The organism is Corticimicrobacter populi (assembly GCF_003123725.1).
Taxonomy (GTDB): Bacteria; Pseudomonadota; Gammaproteobacteria; order Burkholderiales; family Burkholderiaceae_B; genus Corticimicrobacter; species Corticimicrobacter populi.
On sequence record NZ_QETA01000004.1, the window covers coordinates 44453 to 62147 of the forward strand.

Annotated in this window: 16 protein-coding genes and 1 tRNA gene; 13 read left to right on the forward strand and 4 right to left on the reverse strand. The window is 61.9% G+C overall.

Annotated elements, in window-relative coordinates:
* Positions 1–59 precede the first annotated feature (59 nt).
* The 5 genes from DD235_RS10280 (at position 60) to DD235_RS10300 (ending at position 5421) form a co-directional block, all read left to right on the forward strand.
* Entirely contained in the window at positions 60–2303 is a 2244-nt protein-coding gene (locus DD235_RS10280; RefSeq protein WP_239990110.1) for a glycoside hydrolase family 31 protein, read from the forward strand.
* A gap of 187 nt (positions 2304–2490) precedes the next feature.
* Positions 2491–3549, forward strand: coding sequence for a methionine ABC transporter ATP-binding protein (locus DD235_RS10285; RefSeq protein WP_109062005.1), 1059 nt, complete (start codon positions 2491–2493; stop codon positions 3547–3549).
* Positions 3530–4183, forward strand: a complete 654-nt coding sequence (locus DD235_RS10290) for a methionine ABC transporter permease (RefSeq protein ID WP_109062006.1) — start codon at positions 3530–3532, stop codon at positions 4181–4183. The genes DD235_RS10285 and DD235_RS10290 overlap by 20 nt, the downstream gene beginning before the upstream one ends.
* A gap of 292 nt (positions 4184–4475) precedes the next feature.
* Positions 4476–5282 (forward strand): MetQ/NlpA family ABC transporter substrate-binding protein, encoded by an 807-nt coding sequence (locus tag DD235_RS10295; RefSeq protein WP_109062007.1) that lies wholly within the window; start codon positions 4476–4478, stop codon positions 5280–5282.
* A 63-nt stretch (positions 5283–5345) separates the two neighbouring features.
* Positions 5346–5421: transfer RNA gene (locus DD235_RS10300), tRNA-Lys, on the forward strand.
* Between the two features lie 195 nt (positions 5422–5616).
* On the opposite strand, the gene dbpA is transcribed toward DD235_RS10300, so the two are convergent.
* From dbpA to DD235_RS10320, 4 genes are all read right to left on the reverse strand, one after another.
* Positions 5617–7005 carry an ATP-dependent RNA helicase DbpA gene (gene dbpA, locus DD235_RS10305; protein WP_109062271.1) on the reverse strand — a complete coding sequence of 463 codons (1389 nt, stop codon included), beginning with the start codon at positions 7003–7005 and terminating at the stop codon, positions 5617–5619.
* A gap of 145 nt (positions 7006–7150) precedes the next feature.
* Entirely contained in the window at positions 7151–7933 is a 783-nt protein-coding gene (locus tag DD235_RS10310) for a 3-hydroxybutyrate dehydrogenase (protein WP_109062008.1), read from the reverse strand.
* 12 nt (positions 7934–7945) lie between these two features.
* Positions 7946–8719 carry an acetoacetate decarboxylase gene (locus DD235_RS10315; RefSeq protein ID WP_109062009.1) on the reverse strand — a complete coding sequence of 258 codons (774 nt, stop codon included), beginning with the start codon at positions 8717–8719 and terminating at the stop codon, positions 7946–7948.
* 23 nt (positions 8720–8742) lie between these two features.
* Entirely contained in the window at positions 8743–9915 is a 1173-nt protein-coding gene (locus tag DD235_RS10320) for a patatin-like phospholipase family protein (protein WP_109062010.1), read from the reverse strand.
* Between the two features lie 197 nt (positions 9916–10112).
* On the opposite strand from DD235_RS10320, the gene proP reads away from it, so the two are divergent.
* The 8 genes from proP to DD235_RS10360 all read left to right on the forward strand — a co-directional run bounded on the left by proP (position 10113) and on the right by DD235_RS10360 (position 17689).
* Positions 10113–11642, forward strand: coding sequence for a glycine betaine/L-proline transporter ProP (gene proP / locus DD235_RS10325; RefSeq protein WP_109062011.1), 1530 nt, complete (start codon positions 10113–10115; stop codon positions 11640–11642).
* Between the two features lie 105 nt (positions 11643–11747).
* Positions 11748–12548 carry a MetQ/NlpA family ABC transporter substrate-binding protein gene (locus tag DD235_RS10330; protein ID WP_162300466.1) on the forward strand — a complete coding sequence of 267 codons (801 nt, stop codon included), beginning with the start codon at positions 11748–11750 and terminating at the stop codon, positions 12546–12548.
* A 24-nt stretch (positions 12549–12572) separates the two neighbouring features.
* A complete protein-coding gene (locus DD235_RS10335; RefSeq protein WP_109062013.1) occupies positions 12573–13136 on the forward strand; it encodes a 1,2-dihydroxy-3-keto-5-methylthiopentene dioxygenase in 564 nt (187 codons plus the stop codon).
* A 236-nt stretch (positions 13137–13372) separates the two neighbouring features.
* The gene (locus DD235_RS10340; RefSeq protein ID WP_109062014.1) at positions 13373–14092 is read left to right on the forward strand and encodes a GntR family transcriptional regulator; all 720 of its coding nucleotides are present in this window, start codon (positions 13373–13375) and stop codon (positions 14090–14092) included.
* On the forward strand, positions 14089–14847 hold the full coding sequence (locus tag DD235_RS10345) for an ABC transporter ATP-binding protein (RefSeq protein ID WP_204524229.1): 759 nt from the start codon (positions 14089–14091) through the stop codon (positions 14845–14847). The genes DD235_RS10340 and DD235_RS10345 overlap by 4 nt, the downstream gene beginning before the upstream one ends.
* Positions 14848–14866: 19 nt before the next feature.
* Complete coding sequence (locus DD235_RS10350) at positions 14867–15610, forward strand: ABC transporter permease (RefSeq protein ID WP_239990111.1); 744 nt, start codon at positions 14867–14869, stop codon at positions 15608–15610.
* 15 nt (positions 15611–15625) lie between these two features.
* A complete protein-coding gene (locus DD235_RS10355; protein ID WP_109062016.1) occupies positions 15626–16627 on the forward strand; it encodes an ABC transporter substrate-binding protein in 1002 nt (333 codons plus the stop codon).
* Positions 16628–16675: 48 nt separating this feature from the next.
* On the forward strand, positions 16676–17689 hold the full coding sequence (locus DD235_RS10360) for a zinc-binding dehydrogenase (RefSeq protein ID WP_193519596.1): 1014 nt from the start codon (positions 16676–16678) through the stop codon (positions 17687–17689).
* Positions 17690–17695: the final 6 nt, after the last annotated feature.

Sequence of the window (17695 nt, forward strand, 5' to 3'; positions counted from 1 at the left end):
ATCCGTCAAAATAGAGCCTTTTCGTGTTTTTGCAACTGGCTCTTGCCGGGGGATACGCTGTGCTGTCCAAGTTAGATGCTGGCCCTGCCACGCCGCTTGAAACCTTGAAACTGCTTGCAGAAAATTCGGCCCAGTTCGAGTTCGAGGCGGGACCGGATCTGCGGCTGTACGTCGAGGCACACGCCCCGGGCGTGTTTCGCTTTCGTTGCGACTCTGCGGCCCGCGTGGCGGCAGAAGAAAAACCTGCCAGCCGTGCCCGCCAGCGTGCCGAGATGTTGCTGGCCCGTTTCGAGCGGATCGGTGAAACCACGCCGGTTGCCTTCGAAGAAGACGGTCGCAAGGGCTGGCGCTTCGAGCAGGGCGATGGCCGCCTGGAAATCTCGGTCGATCCGGTCCGGCTGGCGCTGTATCGCGGCGATCGCTGTGTGCTGTCCACCGCCGATGTGCCGGGTGCCGCACCCTTCGAGGTCGTAAGCGAAGCCGCCAGCAAGGCCGGTTGCGGCCAGCCTTTTGCGCGAGCGGCCTTTGCCCTGCCGGCAGGCGAGGCGGTCTATGGCCTGGGTGAAACCCAGGGCAATCCTGACCGTCGCGGCGAAGTCGTGGTGTCCGATGTGCCCGCCTATCGTGCCCTGCCGTTGGCCTGGAGCCCGTCAGGCTGGGGGATCTACGTCAATACGCTGCATCGTGTCGAGCACTGGCTGGGCGTCGAGTCCAGCCCCGATCAATATCAGATCGACATCGAGGCCCCCGCACTGGACCTGTTCCTGTTCGTGGGCGAACCGGCCGAAATTCTCAATCAGTACACGCAACTGACAGGCCGTGCCGGACAGCCGGTGCTGTGGGCCATGGGGGCCTGGGTCCAGCAGGACGCGCAGGCAACCCCGGTGCAGACGGCAGAGCTGGCCGAGCGGCTGCGTGCCGAGCGGATTCCGTTCGACAACATCCTGTTGTCCGGCCCTGCGGCCTGGAGCCTGCAGGGCAAGCTGGCGCTGGAATGGGATGCGACCCGTTTCCCGGATGCGCGGCAATTGATGGCGCTGTTTCACAAGCATAGTGCCCAGGTCTGCGGTTACGGTTTTCCCGGCGTGCCTGCGGATCATCCGCTGTTCGAAGAGCTGGAAGATCGCATGTGGCTGCTGGCCGATGAAGACGGTGCGGCACATGTTTTCCCGGGCTGCGCGCAGAGTGCAGGCCAGCCGTTCGGCCTGCTGGACCTGACCCATCGCGAGGTGTATGCACTGTGGTGCGAGCGGCATCGCCAGTTGCTGGACGATGGTCTGGACGCGCCGGCCTGCGATGTGCAGATTGATATTCCCGATGGCATCGAGGCGCGTGGTGGCGAAACCGGCGCGGTATTGCGCACGGTGTACCCGCTGCTGGTCAAGCGTGCTCTGTTCGATGCCGTGGCCGGGCACAAGACCCCGCCCGAAGGTATCGTCTGGAGTCGTGATCTCATGCCGGCCGCACAGCGCCTGCCCTGGCTGGCAGGTCCACAGGTCGACAATACTTGGGACGGCCTGGAAAACAGCTTGCGCGCCGCGCTGTCGGTCGGGCACAGTGCCGTGCCGGCCACGGTGCACTATTTTGGCAACCCCGATGCGCCGGTCGATGCGCTCGATGGCGAACTCTATGTGCGCTGGCTGAGCTGTCTGACCTTTTCGGCCAATTTCGTCCTGCAGGGGGCGGAAGCTTTTCTGCCCTGGCGTTTCGACGAGTCCGTTCAGGCGCATGTGCGCACCTGGCTGGAGTGGCGCTATCGTCTGATCCCCTATGTGCTGGGGGCGATCGAGGATGCTGCCCGTACCGGGTTGCCGGTGCAGCGGTCGATGGCACTGTCCTTCCCCAATGATCCTGCGGCACATGCCTGGGACCTGCAGTTCCTGCTGGGCCCGGCCATTCTGGTTGCGCCGATCACGGCACCCGGCGAGGCATCGTTCGTGTACCTGCCGGCTGGCGACGCCTGGTGGGATCTCAACACGGGCGTGCGCTACGAAGGCGGTCAGATTCTGGAGATGCGCTGCGATCTCGACCAGTATCCGGTGTTTGGCCGCGAAGGGCACATGTTGTGCCTCGGACCTGCTACCCAGCATACCGGCGAATTCAATTCGGCCCGCATTCTCGACGAGGTCTGGATGTTCGGCATGCCCGAGCACAACCCCGTGGTCATGCGCAACAAGATCCGCGTGATGCAGATGCAGGGATCCAGCTATATCAAGGGGCTCGAAGGGCTGCGCATCCTGGCGTCCGATGGACTGGAGGTCAAGCGGCGCGGGGCTGAAGTACGTATATCCCGGGCGCGCTGAGCGAATCCGGGTACTGTGTGGTTCATGCAGCGGCCTGCGCGGCCGCTGCTCGCGGGGCAGGTGCCGCGCAAGGCGGCATGGTGTATTTCTCCGACTTCCCCGTGTTTTCTTATATTTCCAATGGAAATATAGATCTGAGAAAAGAGCGTTTTCCAGATTTTTTTATTACTGGCAGAATGGGCCGGTCATGATTCATATTGAAAATATTCATAAGACCTATGTCACGCCGCGTGGTCGTTTCGACGCGCTGCGCGGGATCTCGCTGGAGATCGGCAAAGGCGAAATCTTCGGCGTCATCGGGCCGAGCGGCGCGGGCAAGAGCACGCTGGTGCAATGCATCAACCTGCTGGAGCAGCCCGATCAGGGAGCGATCACCATCGGTGGGCAGGTGCTGACAGGATTGCCCGAGTCGCAATTGCGCCAGCAGCGGCGGCGTATCGGCATGGTGTTCCAGGGCTTCAACCTGCTGGCGCGCCGTACCGTGGCCGGCAACGTGGCCCTGCCGCTGGAAATCGCCGGTGTGCCCGCCAGCGAGATCGGACCGCGCGTGGCGCGCCTGCTCGATCTGGTGGGACTGGCACATCTGCATGATCGCTATCCGGCGCAGATCAGTGGCGGGCAGAAGCAGCGCGTGGGCATTGCCCGTGCGCTGGCCAACGACCCCGACGTGCTGCTCAGCGACGAGGCGACTTCGGCGCTGGACCCGGAAACCACGGCCACCATCCTGACGCTGTTGCGTGAAATCAACCGCAAGACCGGTGTGACCATCGTCATGATTACGCACCAGATGGAGGTTGTACGCCAGGTGTGTGATCGCGTGGCCGTGATCGACAAGGGCCATATCGTCGAGTCCGGGCCGACGGCACGGGTCTTTGCCGCACCGGAACACGATATTACGCGTGCCATGGTGTCGGCCGTGACGGCATCGGAACTGACCGACGAGACTTTGGCCACACTGCGCGACCGCCTGGGCCAGGCACGCGCCGAGTCGGGGCAGGATGCCCGGCTCTGGAAGCTGGGCCTGTCCGGCCAGGATTCCGGTGCCCTGCTGTCTGACCTGTCGCGCCAGTTCGACCTGCGCCTGTCATTGGTGCAGGCCCGCATTGAGGATATCCAGGGCGTGGCCGTGGGGACCCTGTTTGTCGTGGCGCAGGGCGCAGCCGAGCGCATCGAAGCGGCGCAGATTGCCGTTCGTCAAAAAAACATTGTTCTGGAAGAAGTGAATCATGAATCCGCAACTGCTTGACCTGCTGTGGACTTCGCTGCTTGAAACGCTGCTGATGGTGAGCGTGGCAGGTTTGGCTGCCGTGCTGGTGGGCGTGCCGCTGGGCGTGGCGCTGACCGTGACCGATGCGCGTGGCATGCTGCCGCGTCCGGTATTCAACCGGGTACTGGGTGTGATCGTCAACGCCACGCGTTCGGTGCCCTTTGTGATCCTGCTGGTGGCAATCATCCCGCTGACCCGGCTCATTGCCGGCACATCGATCGGTACGCGTGCCGCCATCGTGCCGCTGGCGCTGGCCGCCATTCCCTTCATGGCGCGGGTGGCCGAAAACGCCATGCGTGAAGTGGATCGCGGCCTGATCACGGCGGCGCGCGCCATGGGCGGCACGCCGATGCAGATCATTGTCAAAGTGCTGCTGCCCGAGGCCTTGCCCAGCGTGATCGCGGCGACTACGGTCACCCTGGTGAGCCTGATCGGCTATTCGGCCATGGCCGGTGCCATCGGTGGTGGCGGGCTGGGGGATCTGGCGATTCGCTACGGCTACCAGCGCTTCATGCCCGATGTGATGCTGATCGTGGTGCTGGTGCTGATCGTGCTGGTGCAGGCCGTGCAGAGTCTGGGTGACTGGCTGGTACGTCGCTTGTCGCATCGCTGATTTTTTGTCGCCGGGCTGTTCCAAGCCAAAAAGCGTTTCCTTGGGGGCAGTGCTGGCGTGCAGCGACAAGCGTGGGGGTATTTTTTGTCGCCGGGCCGCCCCAAGACAAAAAGCGCCCCCTTGGGGGGCAGCGCCGGCGCGCAGCGACAAGCGTGGGGGTATTTTTTGTCGCCGGGCCGCCCCAAGACAAAAAGCGCCCCCTTGGGGGGCAGCGCCGGAGCGTAGCGACAAGCGTGGGGGTATTTTTTTCGTGTCATTTATCTTGCCGATTACGGCAGACTGGAGTGTTTTCATGAATTTCAACAAACGAATCCTGATCAAGTCCGCTGCCGCGCTGGCACTGGCTCCGCTGTTTGCCGTCTCGTCGGCTTGGGCGCAGAATGCGTCGATTACCGTGGGCGTGACCGCCGGCCCGCACGGCCAGATTTTCGAAGAGGTCAAGAAAGAGGCCATCAAGCAGGGGCTGGATATCAAGGTCGTTGAGTTCAGCGACTACGTGCAGCCCAATGCCGCCCTGGCCGCCGGTGACCTGGATGCCAACAGCTACCAGCACCAACCCTATCTGGATACGGCCAATGCTGACCGCGGCTATGGTCTGGTCAGCATCGCCAAGACCGTGATTTTCCCGATTGGCATCTACAGCCAGAAGGTCAAGTCGCTGGATGAAGTGGGCGAGGGTGGCCGCATTGCCGTGCCCAATGACCCGACCAATGGTGGTCGTGCCCTCCTGCTGCTTGAGAGCCTGGGACTGATCAAGCTGGACCCCAAGGCTGGTCTGCGTGCGACCCCCATCGACATCGTCGAAAACCCGCGCAAGCTGCGTTTCGTCGAACTGGATGCGGCTCAACTGCCGCGCTCGCTGGGTGATGTCGATGCTGCCGCGATCAACACCAACTTTGCGCTGGAAGCCGGCCTCGATCCCAACAAGGACGCCATCGCCCGCGAATCCGCCGAGTCGCCCTATGCCAATGTGATCGTGGTGCGTGAGCAGGACAAGGATCGCCCCGAGTTCAAGACCCTGATCGAAGCTTATCAGAGCGCCCCGATCAAGGCCTTTATCGAGGAGCAGTACAAGGGCTCGGTGGTACCCGCCTGGTAAGGTGTTGAAAACAGGACCCTGTCGTTTGACAGTAGTCCTGAAAGACGCAATAATAGCGGGCTTGGGCCTTTAGCTCAGTCGGTAGAGCAGCGGACTTTTAATCCGTTGGTCGCGAGTTCGAGTCTCGCAGGGCCCACCAAAATTTTGTTTTAGAAAAAGGCTTGTCGATTTTTCGGCGGGCCTTTTTTCTTTGTGTTTGCATTGCGTGCGGGACTGCCCGCGAGAGAGGCAGCAAGCTGCTGCCATAAGGTTGCCGTCGGCGCCAAGAGCAGCCCAGGGCGCTTGGCCCTGGCATCGCTGACAGAGGCGGCCAGGCCCTCTGGCACCTCATCGTTCAGAACTCTTCCAGATATCGCATTCGGAACCGCTTGCCCTTGATATTGCTGTTCGACACTCTGGAGAACACCTGCTTGGCGATCTGTCGATCCAGTGCCACATAGGCATTGAACTCGGTGATGTTGATCTTGCCGACCTGTTCGAAGCTCAGCCCGCCGTCGCCCGTCAGGGCACCCAGCAGGTCGCCGGGGCGCAGTTTGTCTTTCTTGCCGCCATGGATGCACAGCGTGACCATGGGCGCGCGCAGGGGGCGATCCGACTTGGGGCGCAGGGACTTGATGTCGGCCCATTTCAGCGGGCTGCCCTGGTACTGCTCGATCAGGTTGGCCCAGTGCATTTCCTCGGGCGAGCACAGGCTCAGCGCCAGGCCTTTCTGGTCGCCGCGACCGCTGCGGCCGATGCGATGGACGTGGACTTCGGTGTCCTTGGTCACGTCCACATTGATCACGGCACCCAGGTTCTGGATATCCAGGCCGCGCGCAGCGACGTCGGTGGCGACCAGCACGGCGCAGCTTCGGTTGGAGAACTGGATCAGGATTTCGTCGCGGTCACGTTGTTCCAGATCGCCATTGAGTGCCTGGGCACTGATGCCTTCGGCACGCAGGCGCTCGATCAGCTCGTGGCTGCGGATCTTGGTGTTGCAGAAGGCCAGCGTGGATTCGGGTCGGAAATGGGCCAAAAGCTGGACTACGGCGTCGAGCCGTTCGCTGTCGTCGATTTCATAGAAAATCTGTTCGATGCGGCTGGCATCGTGCTGTGTCTCGACCTTGACCTCGGCCGGGTTGCGCAGGAAGCGGGCGCTCAGCTTGCGGATGTTGTCGGGGTAGGTCGCCGAGAACAGCAGGGTCTGGCGCTTGGCCGGGCAACGCGAGGCGATGGCGACGATGTCGTCGTGAAAGCCCATGTCCACCATGCGGTCGGCTTCGTCCAGTACCAGTGTGGTCAGGCCGGACAGATCCAGGTTGCCGCGCGCCAGGTGATCCTGGATACGGCCGGGCGTGCCCACCACAATGTGCGCACCTCGTGCCAGTGATTCGGCCTGGGGGCGTGCCGCTACGCCGCCGCACAGGGTCAGGATTTTGACGTTGGGAATCAGCCGGGCCAGTCGACGCAGTTCCTGGGCAACCTGGTCGGCCAGTTCCCGGGTCGGACAGACCAGCAGGGCCTGTGGGGCCAGGCGTCGGGTATCCAGTGTCTGCAGGACGCCCAGGCCGAAGGCGGCGGTCTTGCCGCTGCCGGTCTTGGCCTGCGCGATCAGGTCGCGGCCTTCCAGCACGAGCGGCAGGCTTTGTGCCTGGATAGGCGTCATCTGTTCGAAACCCAGGCTTTGCAGGTTGTCGAGCAGGGCGGGCAGAAGAGGCAGGGTGGAGAACGGGGCGGTGGTCACGACGGGGGATGCTCGCAGAGGGGCGGCCAGCGGGCCGCGCAGGATGGATTCAGCCGACAGTGTATGCCGTTCGCTGACGTTATCGTGCGTTGCCCGCCAAATAATGTGCCGCTTTGCAGCGGCACGCGAGCGGTACATTGCTGACCTACTGCATGAACCAGCCGTGGCTGACTACCATAGTCTGGCCGGTCAGCGCGTTGTTCCTGGCGGCTGCGAAGAACAGCACGGCATCGGCCACGTCGTCGGTCGTGGTGAATTCGCCATCGACGGTGTCCTTGAGCATCACGGTCTTGATGACCTGTTCTTCCGTGATGCCCAGTTCCTTGGCCTGCTCGGGGATCTGCTTGTCCACCAGTGGCGTGCGTACGAAACCGGGGCAGACGACGTTGGCCGTCACGTTGTGCTCTGCACCTTCCTTGGCCAGTACCTTGGCCAGGCCGACCAGACCGTGCTTGGCGGTGACGTAGGGGGCCTTGAGCTTGGAGGCTTCCTTGGAGTGTACCGAACCCATGTAGACCACGCGGCCATAGTTGGCGGCGTACATGTGCCTGAGGCAGGCGCGGGTTGTCAGGAACGCACCGTCGAGGTGGATGGACAGCAGTTTTTTCCAGTCGGCGTAGGGGAAGTCCACCAGCGGCTTGACGATCTGGATGCCGGCATTGCTGACCAGGATGTCGATCTTGCCGTATTTGGTGATGACGTCGGCCACGCCTTTCTCGACCTGATCTTCATCCGTGACGTTCATGGCGACGGCAAAGGCGTCGGCCCCGGTCGCCTTGATTTCCTCGGCGGTGGCCTGGGCGGCCTGCAGGTTGAGGTCGGCGATCACGGGGGTGCCGCCTTCGGCCGCGAAGCGCAGTGCGATTTCCTTGCCGATACCGCTGGCGGCACCGGTGATGATACCGATCTTTCCATCAAAGCGGGACATGTGCTGTCTCCTTCAGAGGGTGGGGGTTGAGTCGGGGGCCAGGTAGTCGTAAACCACTTCGCCCAGGCCCAGTGTCAGGTCGGCGATGTAGTGGGTGGCCGACACCACTTCGCGCACGGGCAGCCGCGCCACGTCACACATGGCATGTTCGAAGAGCTGCAATGCGCCGGGACCGTCCCAGGCTCCCTTGAGCGTGACATCTTCCATGTAGTAGCGAACCAGTTCGCAGATACGTGGCGAACCGTCCACGTGGGGGATGATCTTGATCATGAAGGCCGGCTTGTCCAGGTTCCTGGCGAAGCTGGGCAGGTCGAGTTCGCGGTGCTTGTAGCCCATGGTGGCCGTGGCGCACAGGACCGAGCCATAGTGCAGCGTGCCGACCAGGGTTTCCTGCTCATGCCGCAGGTTGGGGGTAGCCAGCTTTTTGGGAAAGCCCCAGAGTTCGCGCCCACCGGTAATCGGTGCGTTGTCATCCAGGTACATGGCATGCACAAAGCTGCCCTCCTGCACCTCGCCCTGGGGCGTGGTGAAGCGTACCGGGATCACCTGGCCTGTCTCGGTGTAGTCGCCAAAGCCGGTGGAATCGGGCATGCGGATGAATTCGTAGGCCACGGTGTCGCCGACCACCTCCAGTGGCTCCGGCACCAGCGCCTGCAGGCGCTCGGGGTCGGTGCGATAGGTGATGACGAAGAATTCCCGGTTGTAGAACTTGTAGGGTGGCCGGGGATAGGCGGGGTTGTGCAGCGGCATGGCAAAGGCGCTGGCGCGCACATCTGCGATTTTCATCGGTCGAGTCTCCTTGCTCTGGATCAGGATTGCTTTTTGCGATGCACGTCAAAGGTAGCGACACCGTCCGGACTGGTCGGGCATTGCAGGACTTCCGGGTGCCGGAGCGTCAGGATGGCGTCTTCGTAGCCGGCGTGCCAGTGCTCGTGCATGGTGGTGCGCGAGAACTCATAATCCTTGCTGACGCCTTCATATTCCTTGGCGCGGTAGATCAGCTGGATGATGTTGTAGTCCTTTTCATCCGCTTCCGAGATCAGCGCATCGATTTCGGCATCCTCCGCGCCCAGCAGTGCGGCGTCGGGCATTTTCTCGATCAGGCGAGCCAGGGCACGACGCAGGCGCTGTTGTCGTCGGAACTGGTCGGTGGCCTGCCGTGTGCGGCTCGAAAATCGAATGTCCTTAAGGCGGATGTCCTGGCAGATCAGGTCGCCCGGAAATTCACCCCGGGCACTCCAGAGATCGACCTGGAATGCCAGTGTGTCGCAGCGTGGCTTGCTGTCCAGTACCCACTGGAGCGGCGTATTGGAGACCAGCCCGCCATCCCAGTAGGGTTCGCCATCGACCATCACCGCCGGGAAGCCGGGGGGCAGCGCACCGCTGGCCATGACATGCTCGGGGCCGATAGTATGGGTGGTGGTGTCGAAATAGGTGAAATTGCCGGTTAGCACGTTGACGGCACCGACGCTGAACCGCATCTTGCCGGTGTTGATCCGGTCGAAATCGACCAGTCGCTCCAGCGTGGCCTTGAGGGGCGACGTATCGTAGAAACTCTGGGCGTTGTCCGTTCCGGATGGGGCCAGCAACGGATGCAGCAGGCGAGGTTTGAAAAAATCCTGTGCGCCGTTGATCAGTGTGGCGAAGGCGCTGATCTGATTCGACCAGCCGCGCAGCACGTCGTGCTGGGGCTCGATGCCGGTGGCCTGCAGCCCCCAGAGCGATGGCAGATAGGCCGGATGGGCCGGCGGTGTGGCCGTGATGGTTTGCCAGAAATCCCGTAGTGCATCAACCCGTTTTTCGGGAGGATTGCCGGCGATCAGTGCGGCATTGATGGCACCGATGGAAATGCCGGCTACCCAGTCCGGGTGCAGGTCCTTTTCTGCCAGAACCTCGTAGACCCCGGCCTGATAAGAGCCAAGCGCACCACCGCCCTGCAGGATCAGGGCGATGCGTTCAAAGGGAGCGTGTTGCTTTTTCATGCATCAACTCCATCTGGAAATAGGTGGAAATTCATACAGACAATAATCACGATTCAATAAAATTGATGTGTCTATTGCTTTTTGTTACATAAGAATAATATCCGCTTGCGCCTTTGTTTATTCTCGGCATATACAGTCATCTGCATTAAGAGGCTGGCCAGTTTTATTTTCATAATGCGTTCACTGGAAACGGATCGATGACAACAACACCTGCATCGCAGCCAGCACGTCCTCTGGGACTGGATGACATTACCGTCATCGATGATTCAAAACTCAAGAAAGCCGTGACGGCCGCCGCTCTGGGCAATGCCATGGAGTGGTTCGATTTTGGCGTATATGGTTTCGTGGCCTTTGCTCTGGGCAAGGTGTTCTTTCCCGATGCATCGCCAGCCGTGCAGACCATCGCGGCCCTGGGGACATTTTCTGTGCCGTTTCTGGTTCGGCCACTGGGGGGCGTGTTCTTCGGGCTGATGGGAGACAGGTTCGGACGCCAGAAAGTCCTGTCATTGACCATTATCATCATGGCGATCAGCACCTTCTGCATCGGGCTGATCCCTGCCTACGCCACGATTGGCCTGTGGGCACCGATTTTGCTGCTGTTGTGCAAGTTGGCACAGGGGTTCTCGGTCGGCGGTGAATATACGGGGGCTGCGATTTTCGTGGCCGAATATGCGCCGGATCGTCGTCGAGGTTTTCTCGGCAGCTGGCTGGATTTCGGCTCCATTGCGGGTTTCGTGATGGGCGCAGGCCTGGTGGTGGTGCTGCAGACCATATTGGGCGAGGCACGTTTCCTGGACTGGGGCTGGCGCGTGCCATTCTTCGTGGCCGGGCCGCTGGGCCTGCTGGGTTTGTATCTGCGCCATGCAGCGGAAGAAACCCCCGCCTTCACGCAGCAGCTCGAACGCATGGAGCAGGGCGACCGCGATGCGATCAAGGAGCGGCCCGGCGTGTCGTTTCGCGAGATATTCACGCGCTACCGCAAGGCACTGCTGATCTGCATCGGCATGGTACTGGTCACGAATATCACCTATTACATGCTGCTGACCTATTTGCCGACGTATCTGTCGAGCAGTCTGGGTTATTCCGAAGCGCATGGTGTCCTGATCATTATCGTGGTGATGATCGGCATGCTGTTTGTCCAGCCGGTGGTGGGTTTCGTCAGCGACAAGGTCGGCCGCAAGCCATTTTTGCTGATCGGCAGCGTGGGCCTGTTTTTCCTGGCCTTGCCTGCTTTCAAGATGATCGGGACCGATAATACCGGCATGATTTTCCTGGGGCTGCTGGTACTGGCGGTGCTGCTCAACTGCCTGACCGGTGTCATGGCGTCGACGCTGCCGGCATTGTTTCCCACTCGGATCCGCTACAGCGCCCTGGCCAGTTCGTTCAATATCGCCATTATCCTCGCAGGCCTGACGCCGACGGTGGCCGCCTGGCTGGTCGAATCCACGCAGGATCTGATGATCCCTGCCTATTATCTGATGGCGGCCGCCCTGATCGGTCTGACGACGTCGTTTTTCTTACCGGAGACGGCAAACCGGCCACTGCGTGGCGATACGCCCAATGCCTCGAGTCGGCAGGAGGCACGAGTTTTGCTCCAGCAGGCTTACGAGCATATCGAGCAGAACGTGGAAGAAGTCGATGAGCGGATACTCGCACTGGAAGAGCAGATCGAGAAATTGCGGCAGCGTCGGCAGACCCTGGTAGACCAGCATCCCCGGCTGGATTAGGAGAAAGTTATTTTCTGTCCGGATATATCGACATAACCAGAGATTATTCCATGCTGGTTGTATGGGTATTAAAATCCCGGTTTTGACTTCGATATATCAGGAACCATGATGCGGACCTCTCTGCTGCGCGCCATTTTTCTCTCATCCCTGCTGGTGTTGTCGGGAGGTGCCGGTGCCGCAGGTGATGCGCCGCTCAAGGTGGGTGTGACGGCGGGCCCGCATGCCCAGATCGGCGAGGTGGTCAAGGCCGAAGCCGCCCGGCGCGGGCTGGTGGTGGAACTGATCGAGTTCAGCGATTACGTGCAGCCCAATGCCGCGCTGGATGCCGGCGAAATCGACCTCAATGTCTACCAGCATCGCCCCTTCCTGGAAGCGCAGAACAAGGGCCGGGGCTATCGACTGGTGCCGGTCGCCGATGCCGTGGTGCAGCAGATCGGTATCTATAGCCGCAAGGTCGGCAAGCTGGATGACCTGCCCCAGGGGGCGCAGGTGGCGATTCCCAATGATCCGACCAATGGCGCACGGGCGCTGCTGGTCCTGCGCGACGCAGGCCTGATCGGGCTGCGCGAAGGCGTGGATGTGGGGGCATCGCCGCTCGACGTGGTGGAAAATCCCAAGGGCATCCGGTTCGTCGAGATCGAGGCGGCACAGTTGCCGCATGCGCTGGGCGATGTCGATGCGGCTGCCGTCAACTCTTCGTATGCCATTCCGGCCGGGCTTTCGCCCGCGCGCGATGCCCTGGTGCTGGAGCGCAAGGATGGCCCCTATGCGGTGATCGTGATTGCGGCTCGCGAAGACCGGCGCGACGATCCGCGTATTGCGCAGTTCGTCGAGGCCTACCATACGCCAGAGGTCAAGGCATTCGTCGAGCAGGCTTTTCCGGATGCCTACTCTGCGGCCTGGTAGTCTGTCGGGACAAGGAGAATCAGCATGACGCAATTGACTGTATACCGTGATGACGCACCGGACCTGCCGGTGCTGCAGACCGCCGATGCCGGGCAGATCGCCGCACTGGTCGAGACACTGGGCGGGCGCTTCGAGCGCTGGCCGGCGCGTCGTGAACTGGCACCAGGCGCGGCACCCGAGGTGGTGCTGGCGGCCTATGAGGACGAGATCCATGCGCTGCAGCAGGAAGGGGGATATCAGACGGCAGATGTGATCAGCCTGCATGGCGCACCGTCCAACCTGGCCGAGCTGCGCGCCAAATTTCTGGCCGAGCATACGCATGCCGAAGACGAGGTGCGCTTTTTCGTGGCAGGCAGCGGTCTGTTCGTGCTGCATGCGCAGGGGCAGGTATTTGCGTTGCTGTGCGAAAAGGATGACCTGATTTCGGTGCCGGCCGGCCTGCAGCACTGGTTCGATATGGGACCGTCGCCGTCGTTCACCTGCATCCGCCTGTTTACCGATCCGGCGGGCTGGGCGGCGCAATATACGGGAGATGGCATTGCCACCCGGTTTCCGTCTCTGGGTGACGCGAATGGCCCATCTGCCTGATGGCAGATAAACGCTGATCCGCAGCGGCGGATTTCTTTTTCTTACATCCCCCGATGGCTCGCCTTTCTGGCGGGCCTTTTTGTTGCCTGGGCTGCTCAGTTACGCCGTTTTGGCACATATTCTTAGCGCAAACAATTCGTTCGTGCCGGCGCATGCATGGCCTAACTTATCGGCTTCTCTGGACTTCACAGCATGGTGCTGTGAGCAGCCCACAGGGTTTGTCGATGTTACGTCATATGCCTCCTGAATCGTCTCTGCCTGTCGTGCCCGGTACCAACCAGGGCGACTGGGCCTATCAGCGCATACGTCGGGACATCCTTTCGTGCCGGTTGTTGCCGGGTGCCATCGTGACCGAGCCGGAGCTGATGGCCACCTATGGCATCGGCAAGAGCAGTTGCCGTATCGCATTGACCCGATTGAGCCATGAACACTTTGTCGCCTCACGGCCGCGCAAGGGATATCGGATTGCGCCCATCACGGTCAAGGATGTGGAAGAGGTGTTCACGCTGCGCGTGCAGCTTGAGCCGCTGGCGGCACGCCTGGCAGTGGGGCGGGTCGATATCGCCAGACTGCGCGAACTGGAGGCGGCCTGCCGTGTCCGGCATCCTGTACCGCTGCCGGACCAGATCGATCTGTTCATGGATGCCAACAATGCGTTCCATCTGGAAATCGCCCGTGCGTCCGGTAACGAGCGACTGTTGCGCACCCTGACGGGCCTGCTCGATGAAATGAGTCGTCTGGTCGCCCTGGGATTCAATGTCCAGGGAACCAAGCCGGAAATCAAGCATGATCACAATGCCATGATTGCCGCCTTCGAAGAGGGCGATGGCAAGCGGGCTGAATTGATCGCGCGGCGACACATCGAGACGTTCCAGTCCATGACACTGGAAAAGGTCTATGCCAGCCTGAGCGAAGCCGGTGCGTCCTTGCCGTTGCTGGCGGAGCGATTCGGATGAATGCCACCATGGTCATCGAACATGCCCCGGTCATTTCGGTATCGGGCCTGAGCAAGCATTTTGGTGCCCTGGAGGTGCTGCGCGATATTTCCCTGGATGTGGCACAGGGCGAAGTCATTGCGGTGCTGGGGACCTCCGGTTGCGGCAAGAGTACGCTGCTCAACATCCTGTCGGGGCTGTTGCGCCCGGATACCGGGCATCTGCGGCTCTATGGCCGCGAGGCAAGTGGCTTCACGGATTGGCGACGCATTGTCTACATGTTCCAGGAAGACCGGCTGCTGCCATGGCGCAGCATCTGGCGCAATGTGGCTTTTGGGCTCGAGGCCGGCACCCTGTCGCGCACGCAGCGGCGGGAGCGCGCCCTTGCGGCGCTGGCACAGGTGGGGCTGGCTGCTTTTGCCGATGCCTGGCCGCATCAGTTGTCAGGGGGCATGCGCAGTCGGGTGGCCCTGGCGCGCAGCCTGGTGGCGGAGCCGGGCATCCTGCTGATGGATGAGCCCTTTTCCAAGCTGGATCCGCAGACGCGCAGCCAGATGCATGCCGAATTGCTGCAGTTGCAGCGACAGCACGGCATGACCGTGGTGTTCGTGACGCACGATGTGGAAGAGGCCGTGGTGCTGTCCGATCGGGTCATCGTGCTCGAGCCGCGTCCAGGCCGCGTCCGGGCGCAACATGTGCTGGATTTGCCGCAGCCACGGTTGCCAACCGATCCCGTTGTGAGCGAACGGGTGCGTCAGTTGCGGCTGGAGCTGTGAGATGCACGCGAGTAGACGCATGATCGGATTGCTCCTGCAACGGCTGTTGCTGCTGGCCCTGGTCGTAGGACTGTGGTGGTACGGCGCCAGCCGCGTGCCTGCGTTCGTGCTGCCAGGGCCGGACAAAGTGCTGGATGCCCTGGTGAGACTGGTGCACAGCGCGAGTTTTTTCAATGACCTGGGTGCCACGATGGGGCGGGTACTGACGGGTTTCCTCCTGGCCGTGCTGGTGGGGACACCGTTGGGCCTGGCGCTGGGCGGGAGCCGTCTGCTGGCGCGCTTTTTCGAGCCGGTGCTGGCCGTGCTCAATACGGTGTCTTCGGCGATATGGGCCATTTTCGCCATCATCTGGTTCGGCATTTCGGATGCCACGACGGTGTTCGTGGTGTTCATGACCGCCATGCCGCTGATCCTGACCAACGTGTGGCAGGGGGCCCAGGCGGTCGATCGACAGTACATCGAACTGGCGCGGGCGTTCCGGTTTTCGCGGACGGCCACCCTGCTCAAGGTATCGCTGCCCAGCATCCTGCCCTATTTCTTTTCGGGCGCACGGCTGGCGTTCGGCTTTGGCTGGCGCGTGTCTTTGGTGGCCGAGACGCTGGGATCGTCCAACGGGATCGGCTATCGCCTGCGTCAGGCGGCCGATCTGGTGCAAAGCGACCAGGTATTTGCCTGGACGGTGCTGCTGGTCGCGTTGATGCTGGTGCTGGAAGCCGGGGTGCTCAAGCCCCTGGAACGCTGGCTGTTTCGCTGGAAACTTTAAAACAAGGAGTGTTTCATGTCTTTCTTTTCATTGCGCACGCTGGCTGGCCTGGGGCTGGTGGCGATGTCTGCGGTCATGTCTTCAGGTGTTGCACAGGCGGCCGACAAGGTGCGGATCGGTTACTGGACCAGTGGTGTCAGTCTGGGCTATGGCTCGGTGCTCGAGGCCACGGATTTTCTGGCCGGGCAGGGCATTGACGCAGAGTTCGTGCATTTTCCCGAGGTCAACGGGCCTACGCGCGCCCTGGCGGCAGGGTCGATAGACCTGGCCTTCGGTGCGCCGCTGGCGGGTGTGTTCAGCGCTGCGGCAGAGGGTGTGCCGGTGCGGATCTTTGCCGCGACGCAGCCGGCCGATGTGCAGTTCGTGGTGCCGGCGGATTCTCCTATCCAGAGTCTGGATGAACTCAAGGGCAAGAAAGTCGGGATGTCGCCGGCCGGCTCGTCGGTGGCCGTGATCGCCAGTGCCGTATTGGCTGGCAACCATGGGATCGGTGCCGATGATTTTGCCCTGGTGGGGGGCAACGAGTCGCGACTGGTGCAATTCGTGGCGCAAAAACAGGTCGATGCCGCCGCGCTGCGCTCGGTCACCATTGCCCAGTTGGGCGATCAGTTGCAGGTTCGGCCGCTGGGCAGTTTTGCCCAGGAGTGGCGCAAGCTGACGCAGTCGGACGCTGTGCCCTACATCGGTGTCGGTACGGTGCGTGCCAGTCTGGCGGACGAGCAGCCTGAGGTCGTAGCGCGGGTGATCGCTGCATTGCGCGAGACCCTGGCCTGGGGCAAGGATCACCCCGACGAGGTGGTGGCCATCCTGCAGGGTAGCGCCAATCTGCCCGAGGCCGATGCCCGCGCCTATGTCAGCCTCTGGGACTCGATGAACCGGGCGTCGTTCGAGCCGGAAGAAGTCGAGACGCTGCGCCGCCAGCATCAGGTGTTCTCGGACAGCGGCCTGGTCAAGGGCCAGCTCGATGATGCCCTGTTTGCGACCCAACCCTATCTCCTGTCCAAGTCTATTCGCTGACAGGTCAATTCTTTCGATGGAGCTTTTTTCACAATGACCCAGACAACCATGAAGGCCCTGGTGCTCGATGCGCACGGCGACCTGGACCAATTGCACGTCGTGGCCGACAGGCCGGTGCCTGACGTTACCGACGGCCATGTGCTGGTGCGGGTAGGTGCGGCGTCTTTCAATTATCACGATGTGTTTACCGTCAAGGGCATGCCGGGCATCAAGGTGCCGTTGCCTGTCGTGATCGGCCTGGATCTGGCGGGCACGGTCGAGCAGGTCGGTGCCGGCGTGCAGGGCTGGCAGCCGGGGGACCGCGTGCTGGTCAATCCCCTCAAGCCCGGCGTGGGACTGATGGGCGAGATGACGGATGGTGGCATGGCCGAGTTTGCCCTCGCCGATGCGCGCCAGTTGATCCGCCTGCCTGATGCGGTGACGTTTGCCCAGGCGGCGGCATTGCCGGTGGCTTATGGCACGGCACACCGGATGCTGGTGACCCACGAGACCGTCAAGCCGGGTGATCGTGTGCTGATCCTGGGTGCAAGCGGTGGGGTGGGGACGGCCAGCGTGGTACTGGCCAAGCTGCTGGGGGCAGAAGTGATTGCCTGCGCCGGGAGCCATGAAAAGGCTGAACGCCTCAAGGCGCTGGGGGCCGACCATGTGGTCAATTATCGCGAAGAGGATTTTTCCAAATGGGCCATCGCCCGTTATGGCAAACCCCAGCGTCGCACGCACGAGGGGGGCGTCGATGTGGTGATCAACTTCACGGGAGGCGATACCTGGGTGCCCTCGCTCAAGTGTCTCAAGCGTGGTGGCACGTTGCTGGTGTGCGGGGCCACAGCCGGGCATGACCCGAAGGAAGACCTGCGCTATGTCTGGAGCTTCGAGCTGACCATCAAGGGGTCCAACAGTTTCTACGAAGACAACCTGGTGGCCTTGCTCGATCTGGTGGCACAGGGACAGATCGAGCCGGTCATCGACCGTGTATTGCCGCTTGAACAGGCCGCAGAAGGGCTGGCCTTGATCCGTGACCGCGCCGTGCTGGGCAAGGTTGTCGTGGCGCCTGCCGCCGTTTGAAAAGGA